A 20,996-nucleotide genomic window follows, 5' to 3' on the forward strand; every position below is an offset into this window, starting at 1 on the left:
GCGTGTTTGCGGCGGCTGCCTTGTTGTACCGGCCTCTGACCGTAAATGGCGAACCGCATGTTGTGTTTGGGAATTGAAAGTTCTTGCGACGAAACCGCATTGGCGCTGGTTGAAGACGGGCGGCTCGTGGATGCCGTGCTTGCAAGCCAGGCCGATGTGCATGCCCTGTTTGGCGGTGTGGTGCCGGAACTGGCTTCGCGCGAGCATTACCGCTTTGTGGGCGCGCTGTTTGACGAGCTGATGCGGCGTAGCGGCAAGGTCAATTCTGATATTGATCTTGTGGCAGCGGCGCGTGGCCCAGGTCTGCTTGGCAGCCTGCTGGTGGGCGTTGCCTTTGCCAAAGGCTTGGCCCTTGGTCTTGGCAAACCCTTTCTTGGGGTTAACCACCTGCATGCGCACCTTCTGGCAGTAGGGCTGGAGCAGGAATTGCACTTTCCGGCCCTTGGTCTGCTGGTGTCGGGCGGGCATACGCACATCTACAGGCTTGAATCGTCCTGGGATTGCCGCCTCCTTGGGCGCACCCTTGATGACGCAGCTGGTGAAGCTTTTGACAAGGTTGGCAAATTCCTGGGTCTGGCTTATCCTGGCGGCAAGCTTATGGATGCTCTGGCCAGGGCAGGGCACGCCACGCCAGCCATGTTTCCCCGGCCTTATCTTGATAATGACAATCTTGATTTCAGCTTCAGCGGCCTCAAGACAGCCGCCACCGGGCTTGCCGCGCATCAGTTGGCGGGGCAGGAATGGCCTCGTCCCCTGACAGACATTGCCCATGCGCCGCAAGCGCTTAAAGATTATTGCGCTTCATTCAATCTGGCTGTTGTGGATACCTTGTGCGCCAAGATGGCTCGGGCGCTTGACCGCAACCCCGGTGTTACAACACTGCTGATGGCGGGTGGGGTTGCCTGCAATTCACTGCTGCGTGAACGAATTGAACTGCTCATGCAAGGCAGGGGAGGCCAGGCTTATATTCCCGGCCCTCTGTTATGTACCGATAATGCTGCAATGATTGCCCATGCTGGCTGGCTCTTGGGCGCAAGGGGTTTCAGCCATGATCTGCGTATGGAGACCATACCCCGCGGCAAAATCATTCCCGATGACATGTTGTGCAGCTTGTGCTGAAAGTGTCAAGAGACCTTGCAAAACAAGAGATTGTCTTGACAGAGAGCACATTGGTATCTACTCTTAGTCAATACAGAAGCATACACTTTAAATGCGCTTCTGTTCGCGTCACAGGCCAATAGTGGCCGTGGAGCGATACAAAGCAACGTAAGGAGATAGTTATGGCTGAACAGGTCACTGACGCCACCTTTGAAAGCGTTGTGCTCAAGTCCGATCTTCCGGTTCTGCTCGATTTTTGGGCTCCCTGGTGCGGTCCTTGCCGCGCTGTTGGCCCCATCATTGACGAACTGGCCACTGAGTATGACGGCAAGGTGCATGTCGTAAAAATGAACGTGGACGAAAATCCGGCCACGCCCACCAAGTTTGGCATCCGCGCTATCCCGACTCTTGTCCTTTTCAAAAAGGGTGAAACGGTAGAGCAGATCACAGGTGCTGTGACCAAGGCTGCCCTGAAAGACCTTATCGATACAAAGGCTCTGGCATGAAAGAATATGATGCCGTAGTCATAGGCAGCGGCCCCGCTGGCATTACGGCAGCAATGTATCTGGCCCGCTCTGGTTGCTCGGTGCTTATGCCCGAGCAACTGGCAGCGGGGGGTCAGATTCTGCAAACTGAGGCCATGGAAAACTATCCCGGTTTTCCCAAGGGCATCAAGGGTTACGAGCTGGCGGATCTTTTTGAAGCGCACCTGACCGGCCTTGATGTTGACCGCAAAGCTGCATCTGTTGAATCCGTAACCGGTTCGGCTGGGCGTTTTGCTGTTCGCGCTGGCGGCGTGGATTACATCGGCAAGACGGTCATTGTTTGTTCCGGAGCGCACCACAAGCCGCTTGGGCTTGAGGGCGAAGACCGGCTGCGCGGCCATGGCGTTTCCTATTGCGCCATTTGCGACGGCAATTTCTTTCGCAATCAGACCGTGGCGGTTGTAGGCGGTGGTAATTCGGCGTTGGAAGAGTCGCTTTATCTTGCAAAGATTGTGGGAAAGCTCTATCTTATCCATCGCCGCGATGAATTCCGCGGGCACAAGATTTATCAGGATAAGCTTGACGCCTATGGCGACAAGATCGAGATCCTGCGCAGCAGCGTTGTGAGCCGTTTGCACGGCGAAAACGAGCTGACAGGTCTGACGGTTAAGGAACTGAAGACCGGAGAGGAACGCCATTTGCCCGTAGACGGGCTTTTCGTCTACGTGGGATATGAACCCTCCACCGGCTTTTTGCCCGCAGAGGTCGTACGTGACGCACAAGGTTTCATTATCACCGATACGGAAATGCGTACCAGCATTCCGGGCGTTTTTGCAGCCGGTGATATTCGCTCCAAGCTTTGTCGTCAGGTAATCACTGCCGCCGGTGACGGCGCAACTGCCGCGCAGGCGGCGTTTGTATTTTTGGAACAGCTCCATGCATAAAAAACTGCTTCGCTCCATTTTGCTTGTCATAAGCATGTTTGCGGTTTCCGGTTGCGGCATCATTGATATGATCTACCTGCCGCCGGCGGAAGACACCGCCCAGGAGGTTTTTGAAGCCGCCAATGACGCCATGAGTGAGAAAAACTACGTGCGCGCCGTGGAGCTGTACAACAAACTTCGCGATACATATCCCTTCAGCCCGTACACGGTTGATGCGGAACTGTCGCTTGCAGATGCCTACTTCCTTGACGAGGAATATGAGCTTGCTGCCGAAACCTACAAGGATTTCGAGTCGCTGCATCCTCGTCACGAAGCCATTCCCTATGTTCTGTACCAGACTGGCATGTCGCTCATGAAGCAGTTCCGCTCCATCGACAGGGCCACCACAGAACTCAAGGAAGCTTACGACTACTTTGACCGCTTGCGCCAGACCTTCCCCGACTCGCCCTATTCCAAGAGCGCGGAAGAACATATGCGCACGTGCCGTCAGCTCATGGCAGAACACGAACTGTATATTGCCGATGTGTTCTGGCACATGAAAAAGTACGGTCCGGCCTGGCATCGTTATGAATACATTATGAATAACTTCAAGGATGTGCCTGAAGTTGCCGATCATGCCAAGGAAAAGAGCCTCGCTGCCTATCACAATTACCGTGAGGCTCAGTCGCAGGAAGTTCGCGAAAAGCGTGAAGGCAGCTGGAAGCGGTGGTTTACCTGGCTGTAACAATCCGTAACGTTTTTTCCTGAAGGTTATCAGATTATTACAAACCGGCTGTTTTGCAAAAAACAGCCGGTTTGTCTCTCATTGCCCCTTTACAATATTCTGAATACGCTAGCAGTTGGCGCGTGTTGCGCGTCAACCTCGCAAATTCTGCATAGTAATCTTTCTGTAGGAAACTCGCCATGAACGTTATGGATAACGGCGCCAGCGAAAAAAGCCGCGCAGCCATGTTTTCGCTGCTCGCGGCACTGGGGCTTACCAGCATCAAGCTTGCGGTCGGCTTGTATACCAACAGCCTAGGCATATTGTCTGAAGCCTTGCACAGCGGGCTTGATCTGCTGGCGGCTGCCCTTACCCTTGCTGCGGTGAGAATTTCAGCCAAGCCTGCTGATTCACGGCATCCTTACGGGCATGGCAAGGCCGAGAACCTCTCGGCTCTTGCGCAAACGGTGCTTTTGTTCGCCACCTGCGCGTGGGTGGTGTACGAGGGCGTTCAGCGCCTCGCTTCAGGCTCAAGCCCTGTTGTGCCTTCCCTCTGGGGTGTTGGCGTTATGGCGATTTCCATGGCTGTTGACATCAACCGGGTACGCGTTTTGCGACGGGTTGCCAAAAATTTTAACAGTCAGGCTCTTGAAGCTGATGCCCTGCATTTTTCCACAGATATTCTTTCTTCTGCCGTAGTGCTTGTGGGGGTGCTGGCTGTATGGCTTGCGCAGGCCCTGCAACTGCCTGCGCCCATAAGCCGTGTGCTTTCGCAGGCAGATACGGTGGCGGCCCTGCTTGTAGCTGCGATTATTTTTCGGGCAAGCATGCATATGGCCTCGGATGCCGTGAATATGCTGATGGATTCTGCTTCATCACAGGCGAGCGAAGCCATTGTGGTAGCCGTGCGAAAGATCGCGGGCATTTCCGAGGTCAGGCGGGTGCGTGTGCGCACCAGTGGGCCCCAGAGTTTTGTGGATTTGACTGTTGGCGTTGCACCGGGCCTGAAGGTAAGCGATGGGCACCGCCTCGCGCATGAGGCTGAAGAAGCTGTGTCCGGCGTTCTACCCGGTGCGGATGTGACCGTGCACGTGGAGCCTCGCAAATCGTGCCGCATTGATGAAAACAACCCCTTTGCCCTGGTGCAGGTTGCCGCATCTGAGCACGGCCTTGCGGTTCATGATGTGCATGTTTTGAGCGCAGACAGCGCCTGCCATATTGAGCTGCACGTTGAACTGCCGGGCCAGATGCCCTTTGACCGGGCGTACGCGCGGGTCAAGGCTTTTGAGGATACACTGCGGGAGGCATTGCCGGGTGTTGAAATCGTCAGCCACATGGAGCCCAAGGCCCCAAGCGCTGCGCTGGAACCGGGCGCTTCGGTTTCCGTTCCTTTTTCCGAGATGGCCTGGCGTGAAATCAAGGCAGCAGTGGAAAATGAGCCTCTGGCGGCCATGCCGCACAAGTTTTCTACCTATGTGCTGCCAGAGCAGGGTGTCTGCATTTCATTCCACTGCAATGTGAGTGTGGGGCTGTCTGTGGAAGAGGCGCACAACGTCTGCACGCGCCTTGAAAAGCGCATTCGTGCCGCAGTGCCTCAACTGGGGCGTCTGAGCATCCACATGGAACCGGCGGTTGTGTCAAATACCCCTGCGGCATAACAGTCCAAGTGCATCTGGCGGGCATGTGGCTTAATAAAATCACCGCGCCGCCGCTCCCTTTCAGCGCAACTGTCTGCTGATTTCAGCCTTGACTACGGCGCTGTTGTAATCAGCGCCATAATCCTGTTTTTGGGGAGATTCCACTCTGTAGCGGGCTTTGACAAAAGTGGAGCAGGCAGATTTCTTGCTGTGAATCAATTCTGGTTTTCAGCCTGTTCCTGCGGCTCCTGCTCAGCAATAGCGCCATCATGCGGCTCAGCTTCCGCGTCTGCGGCATTGAGTGTGCCGGGGGCCAGGCGCTGGGGAACCGCTGTTTCAACGAGCGCGCGCCAGAGGTTATCAATGCCGTAACGGTTGCTGGAAGACGTGACAATGGGGCGGGTGCCGAGCAGCTCCTGCCATTCATTCTGGCGGTTGGCGCGCTCCCGCTGGCTGCACTTGTCTGCCTTGGTCAGCACCGGCACAATATTCAGGCCGTTGGTGCGGGCAAAGGACGCCAGATTCTTGTCGAGCTTCTGGGGTTCAAGGCGGCTGTCGAGCAGCAGGGCCAGGGCCTTGAGGCCAGCGCATTCCACCAGATACCGTTCAAGCAGGCGCGCCCATTTTTCGCGTTCCGTATGGCTTGCGCGGGCATAGCCGTAACCCGGCAGGTCAACAAGATAAAAGTCGTGGGGTGTCACGCGGTAATAATTCACCGAGCGGGTTTTGCCGGGCGTGGAGCTGACTTTTGCCAGTTTTTTGCGGCCAGCCAACGCGTTGATAAGCGATGATTTACCCACATTGGAGCGCCCCGCAAGGGCTATCTGCGCCTCGGGCAGTGATATGAGCTGCTCAAGAGTATAGGCTGTAGTTTCAAGGGTAAGAACAGGATTCATGATAAACCTCATGTAATACTTTAACTTTGTGTCTTGACAAGCAAGCATCTTTCAGCAAATATTTTCAATTCAGGGCTGACATTTTCAGCCAACTTCCGTATTAAGGTAGCCGCTCTTGCCGCAGTTGGCAAATGATCGGCCTTACGCCCGTTTGCGCCATTTTGCGGCGACATGTTAGGAGGACAAATGTATTCTACCACAGACTTTCGCAAGGGTCTGAAGATCGAAGTCGAAGGCACCCCTTACGAAATCGTTGATTTTCAGCATTTCAAGCCCGGCAAGGGTGGCGCTATGGTTCGTACCAAGCTGCGCAATATCCTTACTGGCCGCATGCAGGATATAACGTTCCGTTCCGGTGAAAAGGTCAACAAGCCCGATCTGGAAACCCGCGACATGCAGTTTCTCTATCGTCAGGACGATGATCTCATCTTCATGGATATGACCACCTACGAACAGCTCCAGATGCACATCACCACCACGGATGGCAAGGAAGGCTTTCTCAAGGACGGCCAGGAATGCCGCGTGCTGCTGTACAAGGGCAGCCCCCTTGATATCGACATCCCGCTGAGCCTTGTGCTTGCGGTTGTTGAAACCGAGCCCGGCGCCAAGGGCGACACTGTCAGCAACGTCACCAAGGCTGCCAAGCTTGAAACCGGTATTTCGGTTCAGGTGCCCATTTTTGTCAACGAAGGCGATCGCATCAAGGTTGACACGCGCACCAAGGAATACCTGGGCCGGGAATGATGACCGGTTCGGGAGGGTAGCCCTACGGACGCCCATAAATTCAGCCGTGAGCTTCTTGGCCTTTTTCTTATCTTCTGGGCGCTGTTGCTTTTGCTCAGCCTGCTCAGTTTTGACGCCAACGACCCCAGCCTTAACCATGTGGTCAGCGGTGTTGTCAAGGTAAAGAACAAGGCTGGCCTTTTCGGCGCGTACACTGCGGGTTTTCTTAACGATGTGTTTGGCGTGGCCGCCTATCTCTGCCCACTGGTTTTCGGTGCGCTGGGGGCGGCCTACGTTTCTCCTTCGTACAGCCTGCACTGGTCGCGTTGGCTTGGCTTCTTTTTGCTCACCGTCTGCCTTCTTGTCATAGGCTCCGCCTCGGATATCACCCTTGGCGACATGTGGGGCGGCGGCATGGTGGGCAATGCCCTGCACCTCAATGCCAGCCGATATCTGAGCCCGGGCGGTTCTGCCCTGGTATGGATATTTGTGGCGCTTGTGGGCATGCAGCTTGCGGGCAATATCTCATGGTTCAATGTGGCGGCGCGTGTGCTGCACTGGGCGCAGGCGAGGCTTGCCGCCCGTGCGGGCAACGCAACCGGGCCTGTTGTTGCAGAAAGCCAACCGGAAGGCGAAGACGGCAAGCGGCGTTGGTCGCTGCTTGATCTGCGCCTGCCTTCCATGGAATTCTGGAAGCGCTGGCGCGACCGCCTTGGCAACATTCAGCCCACGGCTGACTCGCTGCCTGATGTCTTTGAAGAACAAAAGACCAAAGCGGCCCGAGCGCAGGCAAATGAGCCAGGGGCACAACGCCCGGCAGCACAAGTGGATGCTGACGATCCCTTTGCCGTGGCGGTAGACATCAACGGCATGCCCATTTCGCCTGCTGTTTCTGCAGGCGCGGCCTATGCTGACGAACAGGAGGGCAATGCCCCGGCCCACGATCCTGTGCACGATGGTGCGCATGATCTGGCTCAGGATGACGCGGCGCATGCTGCCTCGCCTGCCGCTTCTGCCCCGAATACTGGCGGCAAGGCAGCAAGTGCTGCCGCCCCTGCTGCCGAAGCCCCCAAAAAGCAGGGCGGCCTGACCGGGCTGCTTGCTGGCATGACAGGCCGCAAGGCCGCCATTCCGCTGCCGGGGCTTGAGCTGTTGGCCCCGCCTGTCAAAGTGCCGGGCAACAACAATAAGGAAGACCGCGAGGCGCGGGGCAAGGCCCTTATTGCCTGCCTCAGGGATTTTGACATCCAGAGCGAGCTTGTGCATGTCACGCCTGGGCCTGTGGTCACCATGTACGAGGTGCGCCCTGCCCCCGGCATCCGCGTGAGCCGTATCGCCAACCTCAGCGATGACCTGGCGCTGGCCCTCAAGGCCGTTGCCGTGCGTATTCAGGCGCCCATTCCCGGTACGGATACGGTGGGTATTGAAATACCCAACGACAACCGCGAAACCGTCAATTTCAGGGAGCTTGCTGCCTCTGAGCCTTTCCGCAAAGGGTGCGGCCCCCTGACCATGATTCTGGGCAAGGACATCGCGGGCAAGCCCGTAATGGCCGACCTCGCGCGCATGCCGCATCTGCTTGTGGCTGGCGCTACGGGCGCGGGCAAGAGCGTCTGCCTTAACGGCATTCTTATCAGCCTGCTGTACCGCACCCAGCCCAAGGATATGCAGTTGCTGCTGGTTGACCCCAAGCGCATTGAAATGGCCGTGTATGCGGATGAACCGCACCTTGTGCATCCTGTGGTCACGGAAATGAACGAGGCCAAGAACGCCCTTGACTGGGCCGTGCACGAGATGGATCGCCGTTACGAAGCAATGGCGCGCCTTGGGGTGCGCAATGTGGCCGGATTCAACCAGAAGCTGGCCGCCTGCAAGAATGATCTGCCCCCGGATTTTGCCGACCTTGAGCCTTTGCCATATCTTGTTGTTGTTATTGACGAACTGGCAGACCTCATGATGACCGCTGCCCGCGAGGTGGAAACCAGTATTGTGCGCCTTGCTCAGTTGGCCCGCGCCGCCGGTATCCACATGATTCTTGCTACCCAGCGCCCCAGTGTGGACGTGGTGACAGGGCTTATCAAGGCGAACTTTCCGTGCCGCATATCCTTTCAGGTCACATCCAAGCACGATTCGCGCACCATCCTTGATCAGGTGGGCGCTGAGCACCTGCTTGGCCGGGGCGATATGCTCTTCAAGCCCAGCGGTGGGCGCTTGCAGCGTCTGCACGGCCCCTTCCTCAGCGATGAAGATGTGCAGGCCGTGGTGAGCTACTGGAAGCGGCAGCTCAGCCCCTCCTACAAGGTGGACTTTGCACAGTGGGGGCTGGACTCTGTGAGCGGCGGTGGTAGCGGCAGTGGCGGCGATGCCGCGCAGGATCCCCTGTACGGCGAGGTGCAGGCCTTTGTGAGCGAGCAGGGGCGCGCATCCATATCGCTGGTGCAGCGCCGCTTCAAAATAGGTTTTAACCGTGCCGCGCGTCTGGTTGAACAGCTTGAGCACGATGGCATCATCGGCCCGGCAGACGGCAGCAAGCCGCGCGCTGTGGTCAAATAAATCAAACAGCACAACTGGCGGCTTATGCCGTGGAGGTGTTATGCGCATAAATGGCATGCTGGCCTTGGCAGCCGGGCTTGTTCTTCTTGTGGCTTCAGCCGCGCAGGCTGCGGATATAGCGGCGACCATCCAGGCGCGGTATGAAAAGCTGCGCACGTTTTCTGCCACGTTTGAGCAAACGCTGACCCATAAGGAAAGCGGCTCGGTGGAGAAACGGCAGGGCAGCCTGCTGTTCCAGAAGCCCCTGCTCATTCGCTGGCAGACAGATAAACCCCATGAAGAAACCCTTGTGGTAACTCATAAGGAAATTTGGGATTATCTTGCGGATGAAGAAATTGCCTACCGCTACCCCCTGGAACTGGTGCGCGATTCGCGCACCATCATTCAGGTCATAACCGGGCAGGCCGCGCTGACCAAAGATTTTGACGTCAAGGAAGCCGGGCAGGAAAACGGCTTCGCCAAGCTGCACCTTTACCCCAAGGAACCAGCCCCGCAGATGGTTGAGGCGCTTCTGTGGGTCGAGCCTTCCACCGGCTATATCCGCCGGGCCAGCATCATTGACTTTTACGGCAATTCCAACGACGTGCGCTTTACGCAGTTCAAGCCCGATACCTCGCTGAAAGAATCAGACTTCACCTTTACCGCGCCCAAGGGCGTGGAGGTTGAAGACCGCATTGACCGCAAGGTGCAGGAAAAGGAACTCTTTAAATAAACTGATTACAGCACAGCAAAAGGCCGTGGGGTTCGCAAACTCCACGGCCTTTTGCTGTGCTTATGGGCTAAGGCTACACGCACAAGCGCCGGAATACGCCCGGCGCATCTTCGTCTACTATGGGAAAAGACTCCTGTAGCTCGCCCGGCACACTGACAGGTTTACCGCTGGTCATATCAATGAAGACCCACTGGGTTTCCGCCTCTGCAAGCAGAGCTTTTTCTTTTGCATTCCAGAAGGCATAGCGGCGCAGGCTGCGACGCGAAGCGTAGGATGCAATCCATGTGGCGGCTGTAATCACATCACCCAGAAAGGCCGGGCGTTTGTAAGTGATGGTGTGCTGGCGCACCACCCAGCCCTGACCAATGCTGTCGTATCGCTCCATAGGCCAGCCGCAAACGGCGGAATGCGCAACAGCCACATCCTGCATCCAGGCCATATAGCGCAGGTTGCTGACGCGGTGCTGCATGTCGATATCATCCTGCCCAACCGTGATCTGCTGCGTGTATATGTTGATCCGGGCCATATGTCCTCCGCATTTGTGATGGCGCAGACCATACCCCTTGCAGGTAAAAAATAAAAGACACGCGGGCTTGCGTTAATTTTGCCCGCGTGTCTTCTGGTTGATAAGAAAAGGTTGTTACAGATTTGTCAGGGCACGTTTTGCCAAGCAGTCAGACAAGCCGTTTGTACGCGTTTGCCATACCCTCGGCCTTGCTGCCTTGTGCGCCTTACACGCAGCCCTGAACAAGGCTGTCGAGCACAGCTGCGGAAAGGTGGCGCGGCTGCGCCCGTAACTGAGGGTCAATGCCCCATTGCCGCAGTACATCCAGCGCCATGCTTTGGGCTGCTTCAAAACTTTCGCTGACCGGAGTGGACAGGGGAGCTGCCAGCGTCATGGCCGCCGGTTGCACGCCGATGAGGGCGCAGTGCTCCGGGGCTGTGCCGCGCAGGGCGGCAAGGCCCATCACTTCCGAAAAGCTGTTCTGGTGCGGGCCGATCTTTTGCGCAGTCAGGTATGCCGGCACATTGTCGCGCAGCACCAGTTCGCCCGGTTCCAGCCCAAAATCGACCGCATCCAGCACCAGCAGCTTGTCGGCCCTTTCCACAAAGGTCAGCAGGGTTTGCCCTTGGGTGCCGCCGTCCACAACCTCCACGTTTTCAGGAAAATCCCAATGGGCGTAAAGCCGCTGCGCCAAAAGTACGCCAAAGCCTTCATCGCCGTACAGAATATTGCCAAGACCAAGAATGACGATCTGTTCCATGAGATTTCCATACACCTTTGCGGCAGTAGTGCCGCCTTTGGCGGGCAAGCCACGCAGGCGTGTTTTTGTTATCTGTTTGGCGGCCCGGTTGGGCCGCCTCACGCAACTCTAAAGCTACCTCAGGTTATGGCTTGCGGCGTTCGCGGAATCCGCTGAACATGGACGAAACCAGGGTGGTCTTGCCCATGATTTCTTCGCGAATGACCATGTACAGATGCACGGTTACAAAGGTGATGAGCAGCAGCATGCCCAATCGGTGCAGGCTGCGGGTCATCTGCCCGTTGCCGCCAAACCAGTTGTTTATCCAGTCCTGCACAAAGGCGAAAAAGCGGATAAACGGCACGTGGCTGTCCTGCGCGTACATGCCAAGGCCCGTGAGCATGATGACAAGCATGAAGATCATGCCCGTGCCCATGCCCAGCTGCGCCAGCGGATTATGCCCCACATGCGCGGCGCATTCCCTGTTCAGGAACAGATACCAGCGTACGTCCTGCCACAGGTCGTTCCACCAGTCCTTGCTCCACACCGGCACGATGATAAGCTCGCGCGAAAAGCGGTTGCCCCACACAAGGCCGTATATGTAGCGCAGCACTGTTGAAATAATCAGCACAAAGCCCGCAATAAAGTGGGCCATGCGGGTGTAGCCCATGTAAAAGGTTTCGTACGGCTCACCAGTGACGGAAAGCCAGGGTTTGCCGATAATGTAGCCAGTGACAATAAGCACAATGACACAGGCAACCATAACCCAATGCCAGATGCGTATGGGCAGTTGATAGACGTATATGCTTTTGCCCATTGGCAGTTGCGGCAGAAGATGTTGTTCGCTCATGACGTTCTCCCGGCGGAAGGCTTGTATCCCGCGTCTCGGATTGCCCGAACGCTAGAAGCAGTTGTCTGTCCGCACCGAGATGAGCTCTGATCCGTCCGGCCCGAGGATATGCGTGGAGCAGGCCAGGCAGGGGTCAAAGCTGTGCAGGGTGCGCAGGATTTCAAGGGGCTGGTTGGGAACCGCCATCTTGGTACCCATGAGCGAGGCCTCGTAGGCGCTGAGCTGTCCATCGGGGCTGCGGGGCGCACCGTTCCAGGTGGTGGGAACAACGCACTGGTAGTTCTCGATCTTCCTGTCCTTGATGGTGACCCAGTGCCCCAAAGCGCCGCGCGGAGCTTCCGTAAAGCCAATGCCGCGCAGGGTGCCGGTGGGCCAGCTTTCGGGCTTCCAAAGCTTGGTGTTGGCTGTTGCAAGATTGCCGTTTTTAAGGTTGGTCACAAGCTTGTCGTAGAAGTAGCGCATCTTGTCGGCAGACCATGCCAGCTCCAGCGAGCGGGCTGCAATGCGGCCAAGGGTGGATTGCAGCACAGAGACCGGCGCCTTGGCCTGACCAAGGAATTCATCAATGAGGCCCTTGATCTCGGTGTCCTTCCTGGCATAGCCCACCAGCAGGCGCGCCAGCGGGCCCACTTCCATCTGATGCCCGCGCCAGAGCGGAGTTTTGATCCACGAATACCTGTCGCGTTCGTCCACCTGCTTGAGATCTGTTGGCGTGCCCTTGATATTGGGGCCGGGGGCGTAGTTGGGTTCGGTCATGCCGTCAAAGGGGTGCAGACCGGTTTTGCCGCCGGGGTAGGGCTTGTACCAGGAGTGGGACACGCTTTCCTGAATTTCTTCAGGATTGCGCAGGTCAACAGGCAGCACTTCGTTGAAGTTGCCGTTGATGATGGCCCCAGGGGGCAGCAGCAGACTTTTTTCAGAGTAGTCATTGGCAATGTCGGGTATTGCGCCGTAAGCAAGCACGGAAAGCTTGGAAAGTCCGCCGCCTATGTTCAGCCAGTCTTTATAGAAGGCGGCCAGCGCAAGGGTGTCCGGTATGACAACCTGTTGGGCAAAATCACGGCAACGCTCAATAAGTTGCAACACCAGTTCCAGACGTTCCTGATTGATAACGTCGGCAGCGCCATGCGCGTCGAGGTTCAGCGAGCAGGGCACGCCGCCTACCAGCCAGTTGGGGTGCGGATTTTTGCCGCCAAAGATGGTGTGTATCTGCACCATGTCTTTCTGGAAATCCAGGGCTTCCAGATAGTGAGCCACCACCAGCAGGTTGGCTTCGGGCGGCAGCTTGTAGGCAGGGTGCCCCCAGTAGCCGTTGGTGAAAATGCCCAGCTGCCCGGATTCAAGCACGCGGTTGAGGCGATCCTTGATGGATTTGAAGTAGCCCGGCGAGGAATTGGGCCAGGGGGTGAGCTTGTGCGAAAGCTCCGATGTTGCCTTGGGATCAGCCTTGGCGGCAGACACAACGTCCACCCAGTCAAGGCCCGCAAGATGGTACAGATGCACCAGATGGTCATGGTACATGAGGCACAGGTGCATGATATTGCGAATGATATTGGCGTTGTCTGGTATTTGTATGCCGAGCGCATCTTCCACCGCATGCACGGAGGAAAGGGCATGCGTACCCGTGCACACGCCGCAGATGCGTTCAACAAAGGCCCATGCATCGCGCGGATCGCGGCCTTTGAGGATGATTTCAATACCTCTGAAAATGGTGCCGCACGAAACCGCATTGGTGATGACGTTGCTGTCGTCAAGGTTCACCTCGCAACGCAGGTGCCCCTCAATACGGGTAACGGGGTCTACAACCACGCGGCGGCCCGAGTCCTTAACGGCATAACCCTGAGAAGTAGTGTATTCGTATGCCATGGGGTATTTCCTCAGTTTTTGGAGTCGGTGTCGGAGGAGTTCTTGGTGTTTTTGCTACCTGCGTGGCGCACCATACTGGCAACGCCGTGTACGGCAACACCCGCGGCCACGCCCGCCACAGCGGCAACGCCCACGGTCTCAGCCGTTGCGTTGGTGCCGAGATGCGGAATGGTGGTGATGCGGTCATAAAACGAGCCCTGATCCCAGAAGTTCTGTTCCGAGCAGCCTATGCAGCCATGCCCGGACTGAATGGGAAAGGAGACACCGTTGTTCCAGCGTGTGGAAGGGCAGGCGTTGTAGGTGGTGGGGCCTTTGCAGCCCATCTTGTACAGGCACAGGCCAGCGCGAGCGCCCGCATCGTCCCACGATTCCACATATTCACCCGCGTCAAAATGGGCCCTGCGGTAGCAGTGGTCGTGCACGCGCTTGCCGTAAAACATTTCCGGCCTGCCCTGCGAATCAAGAGTGGGAAGACGGTCGTATGTGATGATATAGGTCAGGATTGAACTCATGACCTCAGGGATGGCCGGGCAGCCGGGAACCTTGATCTGCGGCTTGTTGGGAAAGAGCTTGTGCAGCGGGGTAGCGCCCGTGGGGTTTGGGTGGGCAGCCTGCACGCAGCCCCATGAGGCGCAGGTTCCCCAGGCCACGAGAACCTTGGCATGCTCCACACCTTCCTTGAGCTTTTCATAAAAAGGCTTGCCACCGTCAATGCAGTACATGCCCTGGCCGTTGAGCGGCACGTTGCCTTCAACAGCAAGAATATACTGGCCCTTGTACTTTTTGATGGCGTCCTCGTAGGCGGCATTGGCCTGATCGCCAGCGGCGGCCATGATGGTGTCCTGATAGTCCATTGTGATCATCGAGAGCACAATGTCGGTCGCCAGCGGGTGGGCTGTACGCAAAAATGATTCGGTACAACACGAACAGGAAAGACCATTTATCCATAGCACTGGGACGCGCGGTTTGGTGGACAATGCCTGTGCGATGGCCAGATCCGCCCCAGGGCCAAGGCCCATGGCAACGGCTGTAAGCGCACAGAATTTCATGAAATCTCGACGGCTGACACCACGATTACGCAAGGCTTGTTCAGTAGTTTCGAGATGAGCCATAAGTACCTCGAGAAGAACATGGTTGCAGGGTGGTTGATGGATACCCGACACAGTTAATAGATATCAGTACTCCTTGCGCCTGTATACTGTTGAAAGTACAAGATTTCAAATGTACCCTGGCTGACCTCCTTACATCAAAACAGATTTCTTGATGCCGGTACTTTTTAAATCCGCCATAACGCCGACCAGAATGTCGGTCTGCGTGCGCAGTTCGTTGAGAACTGAGGTCGCCTGATCCATGGCGTTTGCGGTGTTAAGGGCAAGCTGATTGATATCTTCAAGGCTGCTGTGGATGGTTTCGCTGGAGGCGGACTGTTCTTCGGAAGCTGTGGCGATGGATTGGGCCTGAATGGTAGAGGCGTTTGCCAGTTGCACAAGAGCCTGCAATGCTTCGCCAGACTGCCGGGCCAGAACCGTGACCTGCTCAATGGTTGCAGCGGACTGCTCCACGTGCGAGATATGTTTGCGTGTTCCGCCCTGAACCGCGTGGATGGCTTCTCCCACCTCCTTGGTCGCTGTCATGGTTTTTTCGGCCAGCTTGCGCACTTCGTCCGCAACCACGGCAAAACCCCGGCCTGCATCGCCTGCGCGCGCAGCCTCAATGGCAGCATTGAGCGCCAAAAGGTTGGTCTGGTCGGCAATATCACTGATGACATCCAGGACTTGCCCAATGCCCTCGGCCTGCTGACCGAGCAGGCCCATATCGACCTTCATCTTGTTGGACTGCTCTTGCACCTGAGCGATTGCAGAAATGACATTTTCAACAACTGTGGAGCCTTCGCTTGCCTTGGTGTGTGAATTATCTGCCGTTTGGGCGGCATCAGCAGCATTTTTTGCAACTTCAATGACAGTGGTGCTCATTTCCTGCATGGCGCTGGTTGTGGTATCAAGCCTGTTGGACTGGCTGGTTGCGCCTTGCGTAGAAATGCGCACCTGTTCCTCAAGGTTGTTGAGGGCGAGATTAAGCGATTCCACAACGCCGTGAATTTTGTCTACAGCCGTTGCAAGGGTGCTGGCTCTTGTATTTGCTTCTTTCTCTGCCTGCTCGGCTGTTATTCTGCACTGTTCCGCCAGGTTGCCGCGTTCATCAGCAAGGGCATGCTGTTGTTGGGCCGTCTGAATCTGTTCTTTCAGGCGGGTGACCATTTCGCGCAGCACATCGGCAAGGCCGCCGATCTCGTCATTCTGTTTGACTGTCAGAACCGAATCAAAATCCCCGTGCGTGATGCCTTGGGCGTAGCGCAGGGTGCTGCGCACTGGCCTTCCAATAGTGATGCAGATTCTCCAACCCAGCAGAATGGTGAAAAAGGCCACCAGAAGCGCGGCAGAAACAGCGATCAAGAGGCTCCTCTGGGCCAGACGCACTTCTTCGCGAGCGTTTCCAAGCAATTGATCTCCCCAAGCTTTTTCCACTTCCATCAGCTTGTCGATGCGGCGCGTGGACGCTGCAAACCATTGCTGCGGATCAGCCTCCAGGCTGGATTTTTCAAGGTTGGCGTAGGCAGTATCGCGGAATCGCGTCACTTCTTCATCAACAGATTGCATTTTGCTTTGCAGCAGGTTTAGCGCCGCCTTGCCGCCCAGTTCCGCAAACGAACTCAGATAGGTGTTTTGTGAGCTGACCCTGTAGAGCCAGTCGCGGTAGAGCTGTTTGCTGAAGGTTCCGGCAGAAAAGGCGGCGTTGAGCGTGGCACGCTCCTGCCCGGCAATCTCCTTGCCGTGCAAAAGCTGAATGATTGATGTGAAGGCAAGGTCGGCGCGGGCGTTCAGTTCAGAAATCGCAGCGATCAATTCATTGATACTGGTATTGTACGCTGCAATGGCCTGAAGGGCATCAATGCGGGCGTCTTTGGCAGCGTTTCTGGTTGTAGAAAGGTCTGTAAAGTTTTGGGTAGATGTCGCAAATATTCTTGCAAGAGAGTCATTTTCCAGACTATCAGCGCCAGCAAGTACAGCAGTAAAGTTTTTATAGGCTGAATTGGATTTATCTGTCTGTTCCGCCAGTTCGGAAGAAAACCTTTTGCCCTTGCTGCCCAGGAATCCAGCCGTGTAACCACGCTCTTTTTGCAGCTCGTGGATAAGTTCACCAGCAGAGAGGCTGACAACCAGCGAGCGTTCTATGGCTTTAAGGTGGTCTATCGTCTTCCAGCGTTGAATGTTTTCCGCAGAAACAACGAAGAGAAAAGTCGCCATGGGCAATACGAGCAGAAGACTGAGTTTTCGGGCAATCTTGAGATCGGCAAGCATGGTGGCTTCCTCCTTAAAACGGTTGTCTTACTCAATTTGCGGGTGATGCGCTTGCGTTCTATGGCATCTCTATAGCAAGCTAATAATTGTATGTAATAAATGTGTTGCGACTTTTACAAAGGATTTAACGTTTGTAGTAGCATAATTAAGGCAAAAGACAATAACGTTGTTGAGAGCGTATCAATCAAGTTGCTGTTTGTATTAAATATTTTAATGTAAATTGAATATATTATTATATTTTAATTAGTTACAATTATTTATTTCGCATTTGTTTAGTCAGTTAGTGATAGTGGATAGTAGTGTAATAATAAGTAAGATATAGTGTTTATCGCTATCAATTTATTTTTAATACATTAACACTCTTATTTTTAAGTATAAAAAAATATAATTTTCGAATAGCCCGAGCTGGTTTGGATTGGGAGGTATGGCGCAAGGGGTGGTAGTGGCATATTTATTTTTTTTGTACTACTACTCTTCGTGTTATGATTTAGAAGTTCGTGTTCACAATTTGGGCCAGAATTGCAGTCAAATTTTATATCTTCCTGACCTGTACTGTCCCGGAGGTTCCCGTGTTGCCGTTTGATTACCCGCCGCCTCGGCGCAGCAAACGTTTGTTTGCCCGCTGGTTGGGGTATTCCGCCATTCTGCACGCTGTGCTCGCGGCATGCCTGCTTGCAGGGGCCTACGCCTTGCCCCGGTATCTTCCGGTTCAGTCAGGCGGGGCAGTGATGGTCAGTCTCTCAGGTGTGGGGAGTTCATTGGCAGGAGTGGTGGGGCTGCAGGCACAGGCTGCGGGCGGCATGGCTGAGGATGTTCCAGTTATGCAGCCAATGACAGAAACAGCAGCAAAAGCCGAGCAAACGGTGTCTGAGGCGGCTGTTCCTGTAAAAAAGCATTCTGTCAAGCCGAAGCAGGCAGAAAGGCCCGCTGGCAACTACAAGGCGCAGCCCTCGCAACACAGGCAGGAGCAATCGGCCCAGCCAAAGCCCCAGCAGGTAACCACAGCCGCGGGGCAGTCTGCCCAAGCCGGCCTGCCAGTTCAATCTGGCGGTGATGGCGGTCAAGGCTCTGCCAGCAGCGGCTCTGGCCCTTTGGAGCAGGCCACGGGCGCTGTGCAGGGGGATGGTTCCCCCCATCCGCAGGTTATGCCCTGGAATGCTCAGGGCGGGCCACGATTTTTACGGCAGGCTCCATTGCGGTACCCCCGCGCTGCCCAACGCCGTAACCTTGAAGGAAAGGCGGTTGTGGAAGCCTATCTTGATATGCAGGGCAAGCTGCTCCGCGCCCGAGTGTTGCAGGCTGATCATGAAGATTTTGCCGATGCGGCGCTGGCCTGTGTGCAGTCGTCATCGTTCAAGCCTGCCCAGCGGGAGGGCAAAGCTATCCCCTGTGTGGTGCGTATTCCCATGCTCTTTGTGCTCAAGGGGCTTTAGCGATCAGGCCTGATTGCTCTCTCGACAGGAGATGTCTGCTCGCTCCGGCATGTCTTCTTGGGCGAAAAGATCATGGCTGCAACAAGTATGGCGGAAGAAACCAGCACAATAACGGCCCCCGGCGGCACAGCCCAATGGAATGAAAGCCACAGGCCCGCAACGGAAGCTACCGCGCCGAACAGGGCGGCCAGCAGAAACATGCGGCTCAGGCGATAGGTGATCTGCAATGCCGTGGCTGCTGGTGTAACAATAAGCGCATAGATCAATAAGCCGCCGATGGCCTTGAGGGCACAAGCCACCACCAGCCCCATCAAAATGAGGCAGGCATAGTAGATGCCCTTGACGGGGATACCCGCAGCGACCGCCGCATGCCTCTGCCCCATGATTGCCTCGATTTCCTTGAAAAACAGAAAGACAAAGCCAAATAGAAGAAAGGCGGTTGCGGCCATGAGTTGCAGGTCAAAGCGTGTGACCGTGAGCAGGCTTCCCCATATGAGGCTGAGGCCTTCTGTCCGCGCGCCGGGCATAAGGCCCAAAGCCAGCATGGCCAGGCTCATCACCACCGAAAAGACAACACCCATGGCGGTATCAAGGCTGAATCCGGGTTTTTCGGCAAGCGGCCCCACAGCAGAGGCAGCCCCAAGGCTGGCTGCAAGCCCCCCCGCCAGCGGTGGAGCGCCAAGCCATAAGGCAAGCAGCGCCCCGGCAAAGGCGGCGTGCGAAACGCACATCCCCACCAGACTCATGCGCCACAACACCACAAAGACGCCCATTGCCCCACAGACCGAACCGCCAAGCAAGGCCATAAGCAAGGCCCTTTGCAAAAAGGCGTACTGAAAAAAGTCATCCATATTTCACCCGCAGTTATTTGTCGTGCAGGGCCGCCCTGCTTAAAACAAGGCCGCCCTGCGCTCGCCGCTGTGCGCTATCTGAATGGGCACATCGTACAGTCTGCTCAAAAGCTCGGCATTGACGGCATTCTGCGCGTTGCCCTGCCAGAGCATGCCGCCAGCCCGCAGCATGGCAACCTTTTGAGCCAGCGCAAACACAGCGTTGAGGTCATGTGTAACCATGATGACAGTGAGGTTGAATGCTTCACGCAGTGTGGCAACAGCATTGCAGATGTCCCGCTGCGCACGCCAGTCAAGCGCGGCTGTGGGTTCGTCAAGCAGCAGTAGTTCCGGCTCCTGCGCCAGGGCGCGGGCAAGCGCCACCCGCTGCCTTTCGCCACCCGAAAGATGCCCGATAGGCCGCTGGGCCAGGTGCGCAAGGCCAACGACTTCAAGTGATTGCATAGCAAGATTTTTTTCTTTTTTTCCCGGCCAGCGAAACAGCCCCAGCCGCCCATAGGTGCCGCTGAGCACGGAGGCGAAGACAGAAAGCGGCATTTTGGGATCAAGGTCGGTAGCCTGAAAAACATGCGCCACCTGACGGCGTACCTCGCCCAGCATGTCTGGGCTTACACTTTTACCTTTGAAATACACGGTGCCGCCATTGTGTGGCGTAAGCCCGTTAAAAAGGCCCATCAGAGTGGACTTGCCTGCGCCGTTGGGGCCGATGAGCGTCCAGAAATCACCCTTTTCGATGCGCAGGTTTATGCCGTTCAGGATGCATCGCTTGCCGTAGTGAACGCTGACGTTGCGCAGTTCGGCCAGGCACGGGGTCACGGCTTTGCCTTTATGGTTTGCAATTGCGCCACGTTACGGCGCAACAGGCTGAAATAGTCCGGCGCGTCGTCGCTGGAACCTGGAAAATTGGAAAGCACCACATGCGTCACCCCAAGCTCCAGCGCCAACGGAAGCCCCGCGTCTGGCCCGCTCTGATAATTATCCACCACACCCGCCACGGGGCTGTCTTTGACTGCGCACAAAATTTCAGCCAGCCCACGCGCATTAACGTCTTCAGCCCTGCCAAAGGTGCGGATCACGTCAAAGCCCGCCCATTTTACAAATTCTGCCTGCATGTAGGCTGCGATAACAGGCAAGCCCTGCGTGGCAGCAAGCGCGGAGCGGCATTCTGCGGCAATGGCGTCAATCTTTTGCAGCCTTTGCAGCGCCCTTTGCCTGATAACCGGCGCAAGCTCAGGGGCTGCGCCTTCAAGCGCCGCCGCAATTTCCCGCACGGCCTGCTTTTGTATATCGGGTATGAGCCAGCTGCCACGCGGGCTTACTTCAACAATAGCAAGCAAAGGATTGCCCACAGCCTGAAGCATGGCATCGACCTGCTGCAGATGGCGCTGAAACGGGTGAACGAGCAGCAGTTTTGCCTTGGCGGCAAAAACATAATCCCCGGTGCTTGCATTCTCATGCCCAGGGCAACTTGAACCCTGGATCAGGGTGAGCGTTTCGCTTTTACCTTCTGTCAGGTCGGCAACAATATCTGAAATAAGCGAAGTTCCGGCCACAACACGCAGCGGTTCCGCCGCTGTTGCGGAAAGGGGAATGAGGATCAGTGCAAGCCACAGAAGGGCGGCAAATTTTTTCATGGCGTATC

At 56.1% G+C, this 20,996-nt stretch carries 19 protein-coding genes; 9 read left to right on the plus strand and 10 right to left on the minus strand.

Annotation, left to right across the window (positions count from 1 at the left end; translation table 11 throughout):
* Window positions 1–57 precede the first annotated feature (57 nt).
* From tsaD to G449_RS0107685, 5 genes are all read left to right on the plus strand, one after another.
* On the plus strand, window positions 58–1,119 hold the full coding sequence (gene tsaD, locus G449_RS0107660; protein ID WP_022658722.1) for a tRNA (adenosine(37)-N6)-threonylcarbamoyltransferase complex transferase subunit TsaD: 1,062 nt from the start codon (window positions 58–60) through the stop codon (window positions 1,117–1,119).
* Between the two features lie 161 nt (window positions 1,120–1,280).
* Entirely contained in the window at window positions 1,281–1,604 is a 324-nt protein-coding gene (gene trxA / locus G449_RS0107665; RefSeq protein WP_022658723.1) for a thioredoxin, read from the plus strand.
* Entirely contained in the window at window positions 1,601–2,527 is a 927-nt protein-coding gene (trxB, locus tag G449_RS0107670; protein WP_022658724.1) for a thioredoxin-disulfide reductase, read from the plus strand. Before trxA ends, trxB begins: the two co-directional genes overlap by 4 nt.
* A complete protein-coding gene (locus G449_RS16475) occupies window positions 2,520–3,251 on the plus strand; it encodes an outer membrane protein assembly factor BamD (protein ID WP_022658725.1) in 732 nt (243 codons plus the stop codon). Before trxB ends, G449_RS16475 begins: the two co-directional genes overlap by 8 nt.
* A 179-nt stretch (window positions 3,252–3,430) precedes the next feature.
* Window positions 3,431–4,888 (plus strand): cation diffusion facilitator family transporter, encoded by a 1,458-nt coding sequence (locus tag G449_RS0107685; RefSeq protein WP_022658726.1) that lies wholly within the window; start codon window positions 3,431–3,433, stop codon window positions 4,886–4,888.
* A 194-nt stretch (window positions 4,889–5,082) separates the two neighbouring features.
* Here G449_RS0107685 and yihA read toward each other — a convergent pair whose 3' ends face one another.
* On the minus strand, window positions 5,083–5,763 hold the full coding sequence (gene yihA / locus G449_RS16480) for a ribosome biogenesis GTP-binding protein YihA/YsxC (RefSeq protein WP_022658728.1): 681 nt from the start codon (window positions 5,761–5,763) through the stop codon (window positions 5,083–5,085).
* Between the two features lie 186 nt (window positions 5,764–5,949).
* Here yihA and efp point away from each other — a divergent pair, with 186 nt between their 5' ends.
* From efp to lolA, 3 genes are all read left to right on the plus strand, one after another.
* Window positions 5,950–6,507: an elongation factor P gene (gene efp, locus G449_RS0107700; protein WP_022658729.1), complete on the plus strand. Its 558-nt coding sequence runs from the start codon at window positions 5,950–5,952 to the stop codon at window positions 6,505–6,507.
* An 84-nt stretch (window positions 6,508–6,591) separates the two neighbouring features.
* On the plus strand, window positions 6,592–9,039 hold the full coding sequence (locus G449_RS0107705) for a DNA translocase FtsK (protein WP_022658730.1): 2,448 nt from the start codon (window positions 6,592–6,594) through the stop codon (window positions 9,037–9,039).
* A gap of 40 nt (window positions 9,040–9,079) precedes the next feature.
* Window positions 9,080–9,751: an outer membrane lipoprotein periplasmic chaperone LolA gene (lolA, locus tag G449_RS0107710; RefSeq protein ID WP_022658731.1), complete on the plus strand. Its 672-nt coding sequence runs from the start codon at window positions 9,080–9,082 to the stop codon at window positions 9,749–9,751.
* A gap of 73 nt (window positions 9,752–9,824) precedes the next feature.
* Here lolA and G449_RS0107715 read toward each other — a convergent pair whose 3' ends face one another.
* The 6 genes from G449_RS0107715 to G449_RS17780 all read right to left on the minus strand — a co-directional run bounded on the left by G449_RS0107715 (window position 9,825) and on the right by G449_RS17780 (window position 17,070).
* Window positions 9,825–10,277, minus strand: a complete 453-nt coding sequence (locus tag G449_RS0107715; RefSeq protein WP_022658732.1) for an acyl-CoA thioesterase — start codon at window positions 10,275–10,277, stop codon at window positions 9,825–9,827.
* Between the two features lie 205 nt (window positions 10,278–10,482).
* Window positions 10,483–11,016, minus strand: a complete 534-nt coding sequence (gene hybD / locus G449_RS16485) for a HyaD/HybD family hydrogenase maturation endopeptidase (RefSeq protein ID WP_022658733.1) — start codon at window positions 11,014–11,016, stop codon at window positions 10,483–10,485.
* 124 nt (window positions 11,017–11,140) lie between these two features.
* Complete coding sequence (gene cybH / locus G449_RS0107725) at window positions 11,141–11,845, minus strand: Ni/Fe-hydrogenase, b-type cytochrome subunit (RefSeq protein WP_022658734.1); 705 nt, start codon at window positions 11,843–11,845, stop codon at window positions 11,141–11,143.
* Window positions 11,846–11,896: 51 nt separating this feature from the next.
* Window positions 11,897–13,711, minus strand: coding sequence for a nickel-dependent hydrogenase large subunit (locus tag G449_RS0107730; protein ID WP_022658735.1), 1,815 nt, complete (start codon window positions 13,709–13,711; stop codon window positions 11,897–11,899).
* 11 nt (window positions 13,712–13,722) lie between these two features.
* Window positions 13,723–14,823, minus strand: a complete 1,101-nt coding sequence (locus G449_RS0107735; protein WP_022658736.1) for a hydrogenase small subunit — start codon at window positions 14,821–14,823, stop codon at window positions 13,723–13,725.
* A gap of 129 nt (window positions 14,824–14,952) precedes the next feature.
* Window positions 14,953–17,070, minus strand: coding sequence for a methyl-accepting chemotaxis protein (locus G449_RS17780; RefSeq protein WP_022658737.1), 2,118 nt, complete (start codon window positions 17,068–17,070; stop codon window positions 14,953–14,955).
* Window positions 17,071–17,891: 821 nt separating this feature from the next.
* Between G449_RS17780 and G449_RS0107745 the strand changes: the two genes are divergently transcribed.
* Window positions 17,892–18,503, plus strand: a complete 612-nt coding sequence (locus G449_RS0107745; RefSeq protein WP_159060451.1) for an energy transducer TonB — start codon at window positions 17,892–17,894, stop codon at window positions 18,501–18,503.
* Here the strand turns inward: G449_RS0107745 and G449_RS0107750 are convergent.
* Genes G449_RS0107750 through G449_RS0107760 form a run of 3 tightly spaced genes read right to left on the minus strand, consistent with a single transcriptional unit; the run spans window position 18,500 to window position 20,988 of the window.
* The gene (locus G449_RS0107750; protein WP_022658739.1) at window positions 18,500–19,354 is read right to left on the minus strand and encodes a metal ABC transporter permease; all 855 of its coding nucleotides are present in this window, start codon (window positions 19,352–19,354) and stop codon (window positions 18,500–18,502) included. The two genes, G449_RS0107745 and G449_RS0107750, sit on opposite strands and share 4 nt — an antisense overlap.
* Window positions 19,355–19,393: 39 nt before the next feature.
* Window positions 19,394–20,170 (minus strand): ABC transporter ATP-binding protein, encoded by a 777-nt coding sequence (locus tag G449_RS16495; RefSeq protein WP_022658740.1) that lies wholly within the window; start codon window positions 20,168–20,170, stop codon window positions 19,394–19,396.
* Window positions 20,167–20,988: a metal ABC transporter solute-binding protein, Zn/Mn family gene (locus tag G449_RS0107760; protein ID WP_022658741.1), complete on the minus strand. Its 822-nt coding sequence runs from the start codon at window positions 20,986–20,988 to the stop codon at window positions 20,167–20,169. The genes G449_RS16495 and G449_RS0107760 overlap by 4 nt, the downstream gene beginning before the upstream one ends.
* Window positions 20,989–20,996: the final 8 nt, after the last annotated feature.

It is taken from the genome of Desulfovibrio desulfuricans DSM 642 (assembly GCF_000420465.1).
Classification (GTDB): Bacteria; Desulfobacterota; Desulfovibrionia; order Desulfovibrionales; family Desulfovibrionaceae; genus Desulfovibrio; species Desulfovibrio desulfuricans.

Bases quoted from the DNA above. Each gene is read 5' to 3' on its own strand.
- G449_RS0107750 (WP_022658739.1), bottom strand. From the start codon at position 19,354: ATGGATGACTTTTTTCAGTACGCCTTTTTGCAAAGGGCCTTGCTTATG.
- G449_RS0107715 (WP_022658732.1), bottom strand. From the start codon at position 10,277: ATGGCCCGGATCAACATATACACGCAGCAGATCACGGTTGGGCAGGAT.
- lolA (WP_022658731.1), top strand. From the start codon at position 9,080: ATGCGCATAAATGGCATGCTGGCCTTGGCAGCCGGGCTTGTTCTTCTT.
- G449_RS17780 (WP_022658737.1), bottom strand. From the start codon at position 17,070: ATGCTTGCCGATCTCAAGATTGCCCGAAAACTCAGTCTTCTGCTCGTA.
- G449_RS0107760 (WP_022658741.1), bottom strand. From the start codon at position 20,988: ATGAAAAAATTTGCCGCCCTTCTGTGGCTTGCACTGATCCTCATTCCC.
- cybH (WP_022658734.1), bottom strand. From the start codon at position 11,845: ATGAGCGAACAACATCTTCTGCCGCAACTGCCAATGGGCAAAAGCATA.
- efp (WP_022658729.1), top strand. From the start codon at position 5,950: ATGTATTCTACCACAGACTTTCGCAAGGGTCTGAAGATCGAAGTCGAA.
- G449_RS16475 (WP_022658725.1), top strand. From the start codon at position 2,520: ATGCATAAAAAACTGCTTCGCTCCATTTTGCTTGTCATAAGCATGTTT.
- trxB (WP_022658724.1), top strand. From the start codon at position 1,601: ATGAAAGAATATGATGCCGTAGTCATAGGCAGCGGCCCCGCTGGCATT.
- hybD (WP_022658733.1), bottom strand. From the start codon at position 11,016: ATGGAACAGATCGTCATTCTTGGTCTTGGCAATATTCTGTACGGCGAT.
- tsaD (WP_022658722.1), top strand. From the start codon at position 58: ATGTTGTGTTTGGGAATTGAAAGTTCTTGCGACGAAACCGCATTGGCG.
- G449_RS0107745 (WP_159060451.1), top strand. From the start codon at position 17,892: ATGCAGCCAATGACAGAAACAGCAGCAAAAGCCGAGCAAACGGTGTCT.
- G449_RS0107685 (WP_022658726.1), top strand. From the start codon at position 3,431: ATGAACGTTATGGATAACGGCGCCAGCGAAAAAAGCCGCGCAGCCATG.
- trxA (WP_022658723.1), top strand. From the start codon at position 1,281: ATGGCTGAACAGGTCACTGACGCCACCTTTGAAAGCGTTGTGCTCAAG.
- yihA (WP_022658728.1), bottom strand. From the start codon at position 5,763: ATGAATCCTGTTCTTACCCTTGAAACTACAGCCTATACTCTTGAGCAG.
- G449_RS0107735 (WP_022658736.1), bottom strand. From the start codon at position 14,823: ATGGCTCATCTCGAAACTACTGAACAAGCCTTGCGTAATCGTGGTGTC.
- G449_RS0107730 (WP_022658735.1), bottom strand. From the start codon at position 13,711: ATGGCATACGAATACACTACTTCTCAGGGTTATGCCGTTAAGGACTCG.